We start from the raw sequence: 13,514 nt of genomic DNA, 5'->3' as shown, positions 1-13,514 counted from the left end.
GTTGCGCGCACTATGTCGCCCACGAGCAACACACACGGACCGCACGCGGTGGTTTCGCGCGCGGGGCTGATCGTCGCAGGACTTCTCTTCGCTGCCGCGCTCTTCGTCGCTCCATCACGCGCCGAGGCGCGGGGACCGCTGTACGCCGGCTTCGGCCTCGGGCCGTACGTGCTGGTCGCGCACGACTACGCGGACGCGTTCGATGACGCGCACTTCCGCACGAGCTTCGAGTTCGGCATCCACTTCAGTCGCGACGACACCGGGTTCTTCATCGCGTTCGAGGCGGTGCCGACCTTCGGTGACTGGTACGTGATGTTCTTCGGCGGGATGCGCCTCGGTGGCGACATCGAGGTCTACGCGAACCGCGACATCGGCGTGATCGTGCGGCCGAGCGGGCTCATCGGCGGCGGCATCTGGGATCCGGACGGGCGCGACAACGATCTCGCGTACCTCGTGCTCCAGCCCGCGTTCGACCTGCGTCTCGCGCTCGCCGATCGCCTGATGCACCTGTGGATCCGGCCGGTCTCGTTCGACCTGCTCTTCTACCCCGACTGGTACGACGGGGACTTCCACTTCGACGCCGGCTACTCGTTCATGGCCGGTCTCGACTTCAACTTCTGAGATCGCGCCGTCGCGCAGCCCGGCCTTCACGCGCCGGGCTGCGCCCACACGCGCCCTCCACGTGGCACGATCGGTCACCTCTCCGATCGCGCTCTCGCACGAAAGCCTCTCGTCATACTGGCCGAGACCGATGCGATTTCGGTAGGATCGGCCCCGATGCTCGAGCGCGTGCTGATCGTGGAGGACTCCAGCGCCATGCGCGCATTCGTCCGCGCGACGTTGGAGGCACAGGGGATCACCAAGCACGTCACCGAGGCCGCGAGCGGCTTCGAGGCGCTGCGTCTCCTGCCGCGTGATCGCTTCGACCTCGCGCTCGTCGACATCAACATGCCCGACATCCACGGGCTCGAAGTCATCAAGCTGATCCGCGCGAGCCCGCAGCATCACCAGGTGCCGGTCGTCGTGATCAGCAGCGAGGCGTCGGCGCGCGATCGCGAGCGCGGCATCGCGCTCGGCGCGGACACGTGGCTCGCGAAGCCGTTCACGCCCGAGCAGCTCGTCGAGACCGTGCGTCGCGTGCTCGCGCGCCGGAGCAGCAGCGAGGCGCCGTGAGCGACGAGGTCGAACGGATCCGCGAGGAGTTCCTCGCGGAGTCGCAGGAGATCATCGAGTCGCTGTCGCGCGATCTCCTCCTGCTCGATCACGGGCAGAAGGAAGGCAAGCCCGATCCCGATCTCGTGAACTCGGTGTTCCGCGGCGTGCACACGCTGAAGGGCATCGCGGGCATGTTCGGGCACGTCGCGCTGAGCGAGCTCGCGCACGAGCTCGAGGACCTGCTCGATCAGCTGCGGCTCGGGAAGATCCCGCTCTCGCAAGAGGCCCTCGACGTGATGTTCGAGGGCGTCGAGGTGCTGCAGCGCCTGCTCGGCGCGGCGCGGCGCAACGCGGATCCCGCGAGCGAGGTGGACCTCGCGACGTTCCGTCGCTCGCTGCAGATGCTCATGGGGCTGCAGAGCCAGCCTCCGCGGCTCGACGCGCTCGGCGGGTACGATCTCGATCCCGGCGTGCTCACCGTGCTCACGGAGTACGAGGAGCACCGGCTGCGATCGAACGTCGAGCAGAGCGTGCCGCTCTATCGACTGCGCGTGCGCTTCTCGCTCTCGTCCATCGACAGCGACCTCGAGGAGCTCAAGCAGCGCGTCAAGCCGTGGGCGGAGATCATCACGTACCTGCCGTCGATGGAGGGCGGCAGCGACGACGCGATCGATCTCGAGGTGCTCATGGCGAGCCGCACGCCGGTCGCGGAATTGCGCGACGCGATCGGCGGGCCCGACGTGACGATCGAGCCGGTGACGCGGCGCGATCCCGGTCGCACCGTGCCGCCGCCTGCGCCGACGACGCGCGAGGGCGACGACGACGCGGCGGCGATGAAGGAGCCGGGCGCGGCGGTGGTGCGACCGCCCTCGGTCGTGCCCGCGAAGGACGCGAACCTCGGCGCCGACGCGCTCGCGGTGCGCACGGTCGCGAAGACCGTCCGCGTCGACATCGAGAAGCTCGATCACCTGATGAACCTGGTGGGCGAGCTCGGCATCGTGAAGAGCGCGGTCGGGCGCATCGTGGAGCGGCTGCGGCAGCGCGCGGACATGCGCCCGCTCGCGTCGGAGCTGCACCGCATCCATCGCGCGTTCGAGCGTCAGCTCGCGGGGATGCAGGAGGGCATCCTCGACGTGCGCATGGTGCCGCTCGGACAGACGTTCGATCGGCTCGGGCGCGCGGTGCGTCAGGTCGCGCGCGAGCACGGCAAGGACGTGCGGCTCGTCGTCACGGGCGCCGAGACCGAGATCGACAAGCTCATCGTCGAGGAGCTGACCGATCCGCTGCTGCACATCATCCGCAACGCGGTCGATCACGGCATCGAGCGCGCGGAAGCGCGCCTCGCGATCGGCAAGCCGGAGACCGGCACGCTCGCGCTGAACGCGTACCAGAAGGGCAGCCACGTCGTCATCGAGATCGAGGACGACGGCGCGGGGATCGATCCCGCGCGCATCCTCTCGCACGCGGTCTCGCGCGGTCTGCTCACCGCGGAGACGGGACAGGACATGAGCGCCGAGGAGCTGCGGCAGCTCATCTTCCTGCCGGGCTTCAGCACCGCGGCCGAGGTCACGGATCTCTCGGGGCGCGGCGTCGGGATGGACGTCGTGAAGACGAACATCGGGCGCCTCGGCGGCGTGATCGACGTGCACAGCCAGGTCGGCATCGGCACGAAGTTCACGCTGACGCTCCCGATCACGCTCGCGATCCTCAGCGCGCTGGTGCTGCGCGTGCGCGCGCAGACGTTCGCGATCCCGCTCAACGTCGTGCAGGAGGCGCTCTTCCTCGACGAGACCGCGGTGCGCCTCGTCGAGGATCACGAGGTGATCACGCTGCGCGGGCAGAGCCTTCCGATCGTGCGCCTCGCGTCGCTCTTCGGGATCGCGGGCGAGCCGACGGGCGCGCGCTCGTTCGTCGTCGTCACGGCGCTCGGCAACCGACGCCTCGGGCTCGTCGTCGACGCGCTCGAGGGACAGCAGGACATCATCACGAAGCCGCTCGGGAAGAGCCTCCACAACGTGCGTGGCTTCTCGGGCGCGACCGACCTCGGTGATCAGCGCGTGGTGCTCGTGCTCGACGCGCCCTCGATCCTCGAAGAGGTCCTCGCGAGCGGGGATCGTCGCGGGGTGGCGGCATGAGCAACGGGCCGCTGGTGAAGCAGCAGGGCTCGATGATGCCCGCGAACCTGCGCGGGCCGCGGACCGATCGGATCCGCAGCGCGGCGACCGCGGAGGTGATCACCGAGTTCCTCGTGTTCACGCTCGGCAGCGCGCGCATGGGGCTCCCGCTCGCGAGCGTGCAGGAGATCCTCAAGATGGTCGCGATCACCGAGGTGCCGCGCGCGTCGCACGACGTGCTCGGGATCCTCTCGGTGCGCGGTCGCATCACGACGGTGCTCGATCTGCGTCGTCGGCTCGGTCAGCCCTCGGTCGAGCCGACGCGTCACACGCGCATCCTGCTCGTCGCGGGATCGGACGAGACGCTCGGGCTCGTCGTCGACACGGTGCTGCACGTCGTGCGGCTCCGTGAGGACGAGATCGAGGCGTCGAGCGTGGTCGCGGCGGATCTGCCCGAGCACGTGCTGGGGCTCGGGCGGCCGCGTCGTCGCGACGCGGTGCGCGGCGTGGTCGGCGCTTCGGATACGAAGGGCGATTCCGGCGAGGCGGAGGTGATCGTGCTGCTCGATCCCGATCCGCTGCTGCGGAGGTGAGCGTGGCGCGCGAAGTGCGACGCAGGGGAAGCGATCGCGACAAGAACCTCGTCGGGTTCTTGATCGGCGACGTGCACTACGCGATCGACATCCAGCGCGTGAAGGAGATCATCCGCCCGCTGCCGCTGGTCTCGCTGCCGCACCCGCCGCCCGCGGTCGTCGGCGTCGCGGATCATCGCGGCGAGGTGGTGCCGGTGCTCGACGTGCGGCGTCGCTTCGGGCTGCCTGCGTCGACGGAGTCGCGACGCACGAAGTGGCTGCTCGTGACGCTGCCCGGGCGCACCGTCGGTCTGATCGTCGACGCGGTGTCCGAGGTGTTCGCGGCCGGCGAAGAAGACCAGCGCGCGGTGCCGGCGATCGGCATGGGCGATCAGGCGCGCGGCATCGTCGCGGTGTTCGGTCATCGCGGCACGCTCGTGTTCGTGCTCGACGTCGATCGCATCGGCGCTGCGGCCGAGCTCGTCGACGTCGAGGCCGCGTTCGAGATGCGAGGTCGAGCATGACCAGCGCGCCGCCGCCGCAGTCGCGATGGGACGACGAGAGCGAGGCCGCCGAGGCGCGGCGGCTCGCCGCGCGCGCGCTCGGCGAGCGTCCGGGCCCCGACGCGCCGGAGCGCCTGATGGCAGCGCTCGCCGATCCCGACTGGCGCGTGCGCAAGGAAGCCGCGAGCGCGGCGGTCGCGCTGTCCGGTGACGCGCGCGTCGTCGAGCGTCTGTCGGAGGCGCTGCTGCAGCCCGACGAGGTCGGCCTGCGGAACGCGGCGATCGAGGCGTTCGTACGCATCGGACCGCGCGCCGCGACGGCGCTGATCGACGCGCTCGAGCGCGCGACCGCGACCGCGCGCAAGTTCGTCGTCGCCGCGATGGCGGGCGCCGGCGAGCAGGTCGTGCCCGCGCTCGCGCGGCTCGCGGGGGATCCCGATCCGAACACCGCGACCGTCGCGCTCGAGTCGCTCGCGCGCATCGGCGGGGACGGCGCGGAGGACGCGCTCCGCAAGCAGCTCGAGGCGAGCGACTGGGTCGTGCGCCTCGCCGCGCTCGAGGGGCTCGCGGCGCTCGGCGCGCGCGCGCCGGTCTCGCTGCTCGCGCCGATGGTGACCGATCCGTTGGTCCGTCGCTTCGCGCTGCGCTTGCTGGGACGCAGCTGCGATCCCGACGCGGTCGCGCCGCTCGTCGCGACGCTCGGCGCAGCGACCGGCATCGCCGAGGTCGCGGAGATCGCGCTCGCGCTGATCGCGCTCCACGAGGCCGACGAGCGCGCGGCGGCGTCGATCGCGCGCGAGGCGCGACGGCTCTCGGGCGCGGATCGCGCGCTGCTGCGCCAGCCGATCGCGACCGACACCGGCAACACCGAGGAAGAGCTCCCGGCACAGCGCGCCGCGGCGACGCTGCTGCTGCTCGCGCGCGACGTGCAGGCATTGCCCGCGATCTCGGCGCTCGCGGCGCGCGCCGAGCTCGGCCCCGCGGCGCTCGCGGCGCTGCGCGCCTTCGGTGCGGAAGCGGTGCGCCCGCTGCTCTCGATCGAGCCCGCGCTCGATCCGCCCGCGCGCGCGTGGGCGCTCGAGGCCGCGGCCGAGCTCGCGACGATGCCGCTCGAGGCCGCGCCGGGCGACGACGAGCGCGCGCCCGATCCCGAGCTCGGTCGTGAGGTGCACGCCGCGCTGCGCGCAGCGCTCGACGCGCGCGACGAGGTCGTGGTGCAGGCGGCGGCGCGCGCACTCTCGATCTGGGCCGAGCCCGGCGACGCGCCCACGCTCGTGAAGCTCGGATCGACGCGCGGCGGCGCGGTCGCGCGCGCGACGAGCACCGCGCTCGAGGCGCTCTCGCACTCGGCTCCGCACTCCGTCGAGATCGCGCTCGACGACGCGTCGCCCGATCGCGCTGACGCGTGGTCCGAGGCGGTCGCCGCGCTCGCGCCCGAGGTCGCGCTCGAGAAGCTGCGCGCCGCGATCGCATCGGGCGAGGCATCCGCGCGGCGTGCTGCGCTGCTCGCGCTCGATCGCGTCGACTCCGCGGAGGCCGCCGAGGTCGCATCGATGGCGCTCGCCGACGAAGACGTCGACGTGCAGGTCGCCGCGGTGTCGGTGCTCGCGCGCATGCGTCACGTCTCGGCGCGCGCGATCGCCGCAGCGACGCTGCCGGTCGCGCTGCGCGACGAGAGCCCCGCGGTGCGTGCCGCGGCGGCGCGCGCGATCGGCGCGCTCGGTGATCCCGAGGTGCGCGGTCGCCTGCGCGATCTGCTGCGCGATCCCGGCCCGGGCGTCGCGCTCGCCGCGCTCTCGTCGCTGCGCGCGCTCGGCGGCGCGGAGCCCGCGAGCGAGCCGGATCTCGAGGAGCTCCTCGTCGACGTGCTCGGGCATCCCGACCAGGAGGTCGTGAAGGAAGGCCTGCGCGTCGTCGCCGAGAAGATTCGCGACCGCCGCGAGGCGCGCCTCGCGATCGGCCTCTCGCACCCCGCGTGGGACGTGCGCCGCCTCGCCGCCGCGCTGCTCGGCGCGATCGGCAGCGAGGGCGCGCTCTCGCACCTGCGCGCGCGCCGTGCGATCGAGACCGACGACCTCGTGCGCGCCGCGATCGACGACGCGCTCGATCCCGCGAAGGCCGGAGGCGCGGGGGCCTAGTGTCGATCCTCTTCGACAGCGGCCCGAAGCTGAAGATCGAGGAGTTCCGACTCCTCCGCGATCTCGTGAACCGCTACTCGGGGATGCACTTCGACGACGCGTCGATGTTCGTGTTCGAGCGTCGGCTGCGCGATCGCCTGCGCGCGCTCGATCTCCCGGACTTCACCGCGTACTACCACCACCTCCGCTACCACCCGAGCGCGCCGGCCGAGCTCGAGGACGCGGTCGAGGCGCTCGTCACGAACGAGACGTACTTCTTCCGCGAGGAGTATCAGCTCCGCGCGTTCCGCAACGATCTCCTGCCCTCGATCTACGAGCAGGCGCTCTCGCGCGGCACCAAGCGCATCATGCTGTGGAGCGCGGGCTGCTCGACCGGCGAAGAGGTCTACACGCTCGCGATCCTCGTCGCGCGCAGCGGGCTCTTCGACGGGTGGGACGTGCGCGTCTTCGGCAACGACATCTCGCGTCGCGTGCTCGCGACCGCGCGCCGCGCCGTGTATCCGCCCTCCAGCTTCCGCGCCATGCCGCCCGAGTACGCCGAGTTCTTCGTCGAGGAAGACGGCGGCATGCGCGTCATCCCGCGCATCCGCGCCATGTGCCAGTTCGGACACCTCAACCTGCTCGACGGCGACAAGACGACATTGCTCGGTCGCGTCGACGCGATCTTCTGCAGGAACGTGCTCATCTACTTCGACACGGCCTCGCGCAAGAAGGTGATCGACACCTTCTACGAGAGGCTCCATCCGGGAGGCCATCTCCTGCTCGGCCACAGCGAATCGCTGCTCCACGTCTCGACCGCGTTCGAGCTCGCGCACCTGAGCTCCGACATGGTCTATCGGCGCCCGCTCGAGGGCAGCGCGCGAGCGCGTCGAGACGGAGGCGAACGATGACGGCCGAGGCCCGCACGCTGCGCGTGCTCGTCGTCGACGACAGCGCGTTCAACCGGCGCACGATCGGCGATCTGCTCGCCGCGATCCCGGGCGTCGACGTGGTCGGCAAGGCCGCCGACGGCGAAGAGGCGCTGCGCCTCGTGCTCCAGCTCCGGCCCGATCTCGTCACGCTCGATCTCGAGATGCCGAAGATGGACGGCTTCACGTTCCTGCGCCTCGTGATGGCGCGGCAGCCGACGCCGATCCTCGTGGTCTCGGGGCGCGGCGCGAAGGCCGACGTGTTCAAGGCGCTCGAGCTCGGCGCGCTCGACTTCATCGTGAAGCCGAGCCCGACCGTCTCCACCGAGCTCGGCACGATCCGCCGCGAGCTCGAAGAGAAGGTCGCGATGGTGCGCATGCTGAAGCCGCTCGACCACGGAGCGATCCAGCCGCCCGCGCGCAACGACACCGCGACCCAGCTGATCCGGCTTCCGCGCGCGGACGGCGCGCGCCCCGCGCCCGAGGATCCGACCCCGCGACGCGTCGTCGTGATCGGCTCGTCGACCGGCGGACCGCCTGCGCTCGTCGAGGTGTTCTCGCGCCTGCCCAGCGACTTCGGCTCCACCGTCGTGATCGCGCAGCACATGCCCGAGCGCTTCACGAAGACGTTCGCCGACCGCCTCGAGCGGCTCGGCGGGATCCGCGTCGCGGAGCTCGAGGAGCGCGAGCCGCTGCGCGCCGGGCGCGCGCTGGTGTGCCCCGGCGGGCGCTGCGTCGAGGTCCAGCACAAGGCGGGCACCACGTACGCGCAGGCGCTCGGTCCCGCGCCCGACGACCGCTACGTGCCGAGCGTCGATCGCCTCTTCAAGAGCGCGGCGAACGTGTACGGGCCGCGCTGCGTCGGCGTCATCCTCACCGGCATGGGCGACGACGGCACGCGCGGCGCCGAGGCGATCAAGAAGGCGGGCGGCATCGTGATCGCCGAGAGCCAGGAGACGGCGGCGATCTGGGGCATGCCGGGCTCGGCCGAGCGTGCCGGTGTCGTCGATCGCAGTGTGCCGCTGCACGGGATCGCCGATGCGATCCTGCGCGCATGTGGGGAGCGACGCGGCGCTTGATGCATCGTCACGATGGCATCGCGCACGCACGATCTGATACCGTCGTGAGGACGGAATGAGCGAGGACGAACGGGAGCGACGAACGAGCGAGCACCCCGCCGATCTGACGCGGGAGCGCGAGGCGTTCGTGCGGCAGTTCCTGCGGAAGGGCGTGGAGGTCACGGAGTCTCTCCTCGAAGAGAACCGTGAGGTGCGCGAGCAGCTGCAGCGCACGCGCGAGGAGAACGCGCGCCTGCGCGCGCAGGTCGCGAGCGACGACGCGATCCGCGATCTGCTCCGGAAGATCGAGCAGCTCGAGGCGGAGCGGCGCGCGCTGCTCGCGAAGAGCGACGAGCTCGACGAGCGCACGAAGCAGAACGAGGTGCGCACGTTCGAGATCGAGCAGGAGCTGCACGATCTCGCGAACCTCTACATCGCGAGCAGCCACCTCCACGCGACGCTCTCGGTGCGCGGCGTGGTGAAGCACCTGTCCGAGCTGCTCCAGCAGCTCATGGGCGGCGAGCGCTACGCGATCTTCCTGATGGAGCGCAACGGCGAGCGCGCGTGGCCGCTGCTGAGCGAGAACCTCGGCGAGCTCGGCTCGGTGGTCGTCGGCGAGGGCCCGATCGGCATCGCGATGATGACGGGCATCGCGCGCATCCGCGACGACGAGCCGCTCCCGCCGGGCACCCTCGAGGAGCCGCTCGCGATCGTGCCGATGATGGTGCGCGGCGTGTGCGTCGGCGTGATCGTCGTGGTCTCGGTGCTCGCGCAGAAGGAGCGCTGGGCCGCGGTGGACCACGCGCTCTTCGACTTCCTCGGCTCGCACGGTGGCACTGCGCTCATCGCGGCGAACCAGTACGCCAGCCAGTCCGATCCGCGGACCGCGCTGGACGGCATCGAGCGGCACCTCTCGGCGCCGCAGGTCGGGCAGTCCTCGGCACCGCCCGCGGGTGAGTGATGTCGAGCCACGACGCGTCGCTCACGTTGGCCGAGGCGGCCGAAGGTATGCGGGCTCTTCTTGTCGGATCGAGGATGACGGATGGCTGATTTCTCGTGTCTCGTCGTCGAGGACTCGCCCATGATGAGGCAGCTCCTCGTCTTCGCGCTGGCCCGCGTGAAGCGTGTCGCCGTGACGGAGGCGGAGGACGGCGTCGATGCGCTCCGGAAGCTCGCGTCGAACCGCTACGACCTGATCCTGACGGACATCAACATGCCGATCATGGACGGGCTCAAGCTCGTGAAGCGGATCCGCTCGGACGCGCAGCACGCGAACGTGCCGATCATCATCATCACGACCGAGGGCTCGACCGAGGACCGGCAGCGCGCGATGGCGCTCGGCGCGAACGCCTACATCACCAAGCCAATCCAAGCGCCGCAGGTGATCCAGAAGGTCAAAGAGCTGCTCAAGCTCGAGTGATCCGTCAGGCTGTCCGTCTTCCCGATGATGGCGGTCGGCCATCGCGGCGAGACCATGACGGCGATCAAGATCTGCGGGATCACTCGGCTCGAGGATGCGGAGCACGCGCTCGCGCTCGGGGTCGACGCGATCGGGCTCAACTTCTGGGCGCGTAGCAAGCGACGTGTGGAGCACGCGGTCGCGCGCGAGATCGTGCGGCGCGCGAAGGATCGTGCGCGCGTGGTCGCGATCGTCGTGGACGCGACGCGCGCCGAGATCGCCGACATCCGCGAGTCGACCGGCATCCGTTGGGTGCAGCTGCACGGCGACGAGGACGCGACGTTCACGCGCGCGCTGCTGCCCTGGGCGTACCAGGCGGTGCGCGCGCAGGGCGACGAGGGCTTCCGCATCGCGATGGGCGCGCCGGGGATCGAGGTGCTGCTCGACGCGAGCGTGCCGGGAGAGAAGGGCGGCACCGGCGTGGTGGCGGACTGGTCGCTCGCGTCGCGCGTCGCGCGCGCTCGTCCGCTCTGGCTCGCGGGCGGGCTGACGGCCGAGAACGTCGTCGAGGCGATCCGCGTCGCGCGGCCGATGGGCGTCGACAGCGCGAGCGGTGTCGAGCGCGCGCCGGGCGTGAAGGATCCTGCGAAGGTCGAAGCGTTCGTGCGCGCGGTGCGAAACGCGTCGCGCTGAGCCCTCGCGCGAGCCGACGTCTTCGTCGTACGCTGGTGCCGGCACGACGCGTGCTGCGCATGCGCGAGCGCGCGGAGGTCTGTGCCGCTCCGCGCCGTAGAGGGGGATTCATGCTCCGACCGCTCTTCGTCGCGACCGCCGTCTGCGCCGCGCTGACACCGCTCTTCGCGCCCGACGTCGCGCGGGCGTGCGGCGGCTGCTTCCACCCGCCCGAGGGCAATCCATCGCCGGTCACCGGGCATCGCATGGCGGTCGCGCTCGGCACGACGCAGACGACGCTCTGGGATCAGATCGCGTACGACGGAGACCCGGCGGACTTCGTGTGGGTCCTCCCGATCGCCGGCACGTCGACGGTCGAGATCGCCGACAACGCGTTCTTCGAGTCGCTCGTCGCGCACACCACGATCACGCTCGTCGCGCCTCCGCCGCCGCGCACGTCGTGCGGCGACCCGTGCGGAGACACGATCTTCGCGTCGGCCGACAGCGCGCCGGGACGCGAGCTCGGCGGCGACGGCTCGGTCACCGTGCACCACGAAGGCGTCGTGGGCCCGTACGCGACCGCGACCATCGGCTCCGAAGATCCCGACGCGCTCGTGACCTGGCTGCGCGAGAACCGCTACCAGGTGCCCGACGCGATGCTCCCGACGATCACGCACTACGTCGATCTCGGCATGAACTTCGTCGTGCTGCGCCTCAGCCCGAGCGCGAACGTGCAGCGCATGGTGCCGGTGCGCGTGACCGTGCCCGGGCTGTCGACGACGTTCCCGCTGCGCATGGTCGCGGCGGGCGTCGAGGTGTCGGTCGAGCTCGAGCTCTTCGTGTTCGCCGAGAGCCGCATCGAGGCGGCGAACTTCGGCAACGCCGAGGTCGATCGCGCCGCGGTGTCGTTCGACTGGGCGACGCTCACGTTCGACTACGACGCGCGCTACGAGGACGCGCTCTTCGCGGGCGAGGGCGTGGGCACGAACTGGGTGACCGAGTACGCGGCGATCGCGTCGGCCTCGATCGGCGCGTACCAGAGCTTCCCGCCCGACGGCAGCGAGCCGACGAGCGCCGCGGCGGACTGGATGGTGGTCACGCGCTCGGTCGCCGACCCGTACCTCACGCGCATGCGCACCCGCCTCCCAGTCAGCGAGCTCGGCGTCGATCTGCAGCTGCGCATGTCGGACCGCGAGGACCTCGCGGAGACGCGCGTGATGGTGACGCGCGAGCGGAACCGACCCGACGAGCCCGAGTGCCCCACGTTCTGCGCGCACCCGGGCGTCGAGCCCGGAACGAGCGGTCGTGGGCGCGGCGATCGGCTGCGCTGCAGCACGAGCATGCCCGGCGCCGGTGCGCGCGGTGTGCTCGCGCTCGCGAGCGTCGCGGCCGTCGCGATCGCTCTGCGCAGGCGTCGCGCGTGAGCCTCGTGCGTGCGGCGTTCGTCGCGGCGCTGCTGCTCGCGCCGTCGCTCGCACGCGCCGACGACGAGCCCGCCGCGTCGCTGGGCAATCCCGTCGCGATCACGCAGCCGGTGCTCGATCCCGAGCTCGCCGAGCGCGAGGCCGCGCGCTTCCCCGGCGTCGCCGCGCGCCCGCTCACGCTTCCCGAGGGCATGGCGCGCATCGATCAGCTGATCTGGTATCGCTTCTTCGCGATCCCGTTCCCGCGGCGCGGCGTGCCGACCGCGCTCCACGTCGGCGTGCACGACGACGTGCAGATCGGCGCGTCGTGGGGCGTGCTCGACGATCCGTCGGTGCACGTGCTCGCGCGCTGGATCCACGATCCCGTGATCGACGTCGGCGTGTCCGCCGTGCTCACGATCCCGGCGATGACCGACGGTGACACCGCGCTGCGCGTCGGCGTTCCCATCGCGATCCGCGCGGCGTCGTGGCTGCGCATCGACGCGTCGATCGATCTCGATCTGCTCTTCTGGAGGCAGGTGGTCCCGCTCGTCGAAGCGCCGGTGTCGATCACGGTCGCGCCGCTCGAGACGTTCTTCTTCGGCGTGCTCGGGAGCGCGGGATGGCTCGACGATGCGGTCACGAGCGGCCCACCGTGGCTCGCACAGGCGGGCGGCTTCATCGGGTGGAGCGGTCGCAACGTGCACGGGGTGATCGCCGACGGGCGCGTCTCGGTCCAGGTGTTCCTGCCGGGCGACGACGTCGTCGTGTCGCTCGGCCTCCGGTTCTTCCCGCGCTTCTGGCGATGAGCGCGTCGCGCTCGCGCGAGTGGGATCGCCCCGTGCGGACGATCGAGCGCGCACCCGGCGCGAGGGAGCGAGCATCCGTGCGCGCGGTGCGCGTCTGATGGATGCCGAGCACCTCGCGTTCGGCGAGATCTCGTCGTGGTCCGCGCCCGACGTGCGACCGAGCGCGTTCGACGAGACCGCGATCGCCGTGCTCGAGTCGCTCTCCTCGGTGTTCGTCCCGCTGAGCGTCGAAGCGCGCTCCGCGTGCACTCACGCCGACGAGGCGTGGAGCGAGCCCGAGCAGCACTTCGTGCGCGGGGGCGTGCTGCTGCGCGCCGCGCGCCCCGACGTGGTCGCGCCACGCATGTACGTCGGCGAGCACGTCGACGACGTCGCGCGCATCTCGCGGCGCGAGCTCGCGCCGTGGCTCGCCGCGCTCACCCGGCCATGCCCCGTCGATCCGGCGCACGTGCAGCGCTGGACGGAGCTGTGGATCGAGTCGTGCGCGGTGCGGATCTTCGATCCCTCGCTGCGTGTCCTGCGCGTCAGTGCGGCCGAGCGGCGCGAAGAGTTCCACGAGGTCGCGATCGACGAGGATCACTGGCTCGCCGCGCCGACGCACGCGCTCCGTCGCGCGCTGGTCGCGGCTCCGATCACGCTGCGGCTCACGATCGCCTACGGCGTGCTGCACGCGACGCTCGGCGCGCGCTGGTCGCGGTGGACGCAGCCCACGCCCGAGCGCGAAGCGCTGCGCGCTGCGACGGCGACGTTCGTGCAGCACGGGCTCGAGCCGCGGACCTGATC

14 protein-coding genes are annotated in these 13,514 nt (G+C 71.6%); all 14 read left to right on the top strand.

Annotation, left to right across the window (positions count from 1 at the left end):
- Nucleotides 1-48: 48 nt before the first annotated feature.
- The gene (locus DB32_RS27980; RefSeq protein WP_157069473.1) at nt 49-621 is read left to right on the top strand and encodes a hypothetical protein; all 573 of its coding nucleotides are present in this window, start codon (nt 49-51) and stop codon (nt 619-621) included.
- 156 nt (nt 622-777) lie between these two features.
- On the top strand, nt 778-1,173 hold the full coding sequence (locus DB32_RS27975) for a response regulator (protein ID WP_053235696.1): 396 nt from the start codon (nt 778-780) through the stop codon (nt 1,171-1,173).
- Complete coding sequence (locus tag DB32_RS27970; RefSeq protein ID WP_053235695.1) at nt 1,170-3,290, top strand: chemotaxis protein CheA; 2,121 nt, start codon at nt 1,170-1,172, stop codon at nt 3,288-3,290. Before DB32_RS27975 ends, DB32_RS27970 begins: the two co-directional genes overlap by 4 nt.
- A complete protein-coding gene (locus DB32_RS27965) occupies nt 3,287-3,862 on the top strand; it encodes a chemotaxis protein CheW (RefSeq protein ID WP_053235694.1) in 576 nt (191 codons plus the stop codon). The genes DB32_RS27970 and DB32_RS27965 overlap by 4 nt, the downstream gene beginning before the upstream one ends.
- Before the next feature lie 2 nt (nt 3,863-3,864).
- Nucleotides 3,865-4,365 carry a chemotaxis protein CheW gene (locus DB32_RS27960; protein WP_075097648.1) on the top strand — a complete coding sequence of 167 codons (501 nt, stop codon included), beginning with the start codon at nt 3,865-3,867 and terminating at the stop codon, nt 4,363-4,365.
- Nucleotides 4,362-6,482: a HEAT repeat domain-containing protein gene (locus DB32_RS27955; protein WP_053235693.1), complete on the top strand. Its 2,121-nt coding sequence runs from the start codon at nt 4,362-4,364 to the stop codon at nt 6,480-6,482. The genes DB32_RS27960 and DB32_RS27955 overlap by 4 nt, the downstream gene beginning before the upstream one ends.
- Complete coding sequence (locus DB32_RS27950; protein ID WP_240481260.1) at nt 6,482-7,372, top strand: CheR family methyltransferase; 891 nt, start codon at nt 6,482-6,484, stop codon at nt 7,370-7,372. The genes DB32_RS27955 and DB32_RS27950 overlap by 1 nt, the downstream gene beginning before the upstream one ends.
- Complete coding sequence (gene cheB / locus DB32_RS27945) at nt 7,369-8,469, top strand: chemotaxis-specific protein-glutamate methyltransferase CheB (RefSeq protein ID WP_053235692.1); 1,101 nt, start codon at nt 7,369-7,371, stop codon at nt 8,467-8,469. The genes DB32_RS27950 and cheB overlap by 4 nt, the downstream gene beginning before the upstream one ends.
- A 55-nt stretch (nt 8,470-8,524) precedes the next feature.
- Nucleotides 8,525-9,409 carry a GAF domain-containing protein gene (locus DB32_RS27940; RefSeq protein WP_053235691.1) on the top strand — a complete coding sequence of 295 codons (885 nt, stop codon included), beginning with the start codon at nt 8,525-8,527 and terminating at the stop codon, nt 9,407-9,409.
- Nucleotides 9,410-9,490: 81 nt separating this feature from the next.
- Nucleotides 9,491-9,868 carry a response regulator gene (locus tag DB32_RS27935; protein WP_053235690.1) on the top strand — a complete coding sequence of 126 codons (378 nt, stop codon included), beginning with the start codon at nt 9,491-9,493 and terminating at the stop codon, nt 9,866-9,868.
- A gap of 54 nt (nt 9,869-9,922) precedes the next feature.
- Nucleotides 9,923-10,540, top strand: coding sequence for a phosphoribosylanthranilate isomerase (locus DB32_RS27930; RefSeq protein ID WP_169791584.1), 618 nt, complete (start codon nt 9,923-9,925; stop codon nt 10,538-10,540).
- Between the two features lie 110 nt (nt 10,541-10,650).
- A complete protein-coding gene (locus tag DB32_RS27925; RefSeq protein WP_053235688.1) occupies nt 10,651-11,943 on the top strand; it encodes a DUF2330 domain-containing protein in 1,293 nt (430 codons plus the stop codon).
- Complete coding sequence (locus tag DB32_RS27920; RefSeq protein WP_053235687.1) at nt 11,940-12,731, top strand: hypothetical protein; 792 nt, start codon at nt 11,940-11,942, stop codon at nt 12,729-12,731. The genes DB32_RS27925 and DB32_RS27920 overlap by 4 nt, the downstream gene beginning before the upstream one ends.
- A gap of 97 nt (nt 12,732-12,828) precedes the next feature.
- Nucleotides 12,829-13,512 carry a hypothetical protein gene (locus DB32_RS27915; RefSeq protein ID WP_053235686.1) on the top strand — a complete coding sequence of 228 codons (684 nt, stop codon included), beginning with the start codon at nt 12,829-12,831 and terminating at the stop codon, nt 13,510-13,512.
- The last annotated feature ends 2 nt before the right edge of the window (nt 13,513-13,514 follow it).

Origin of the sequence: Sandaracinus amylolyticus, from assembly GCF_000737325.1 — a bacterium.
Classification (GTDB): Bacteria; Myxococcota_A; Polyangia; order Polyangiales; family Sandaracinaceae; genus Sandaracinus; species Sandaracinus amylolyticus.
This window is presented reverse-complemented; position numbering and strand designations above follow the sequence as displayed.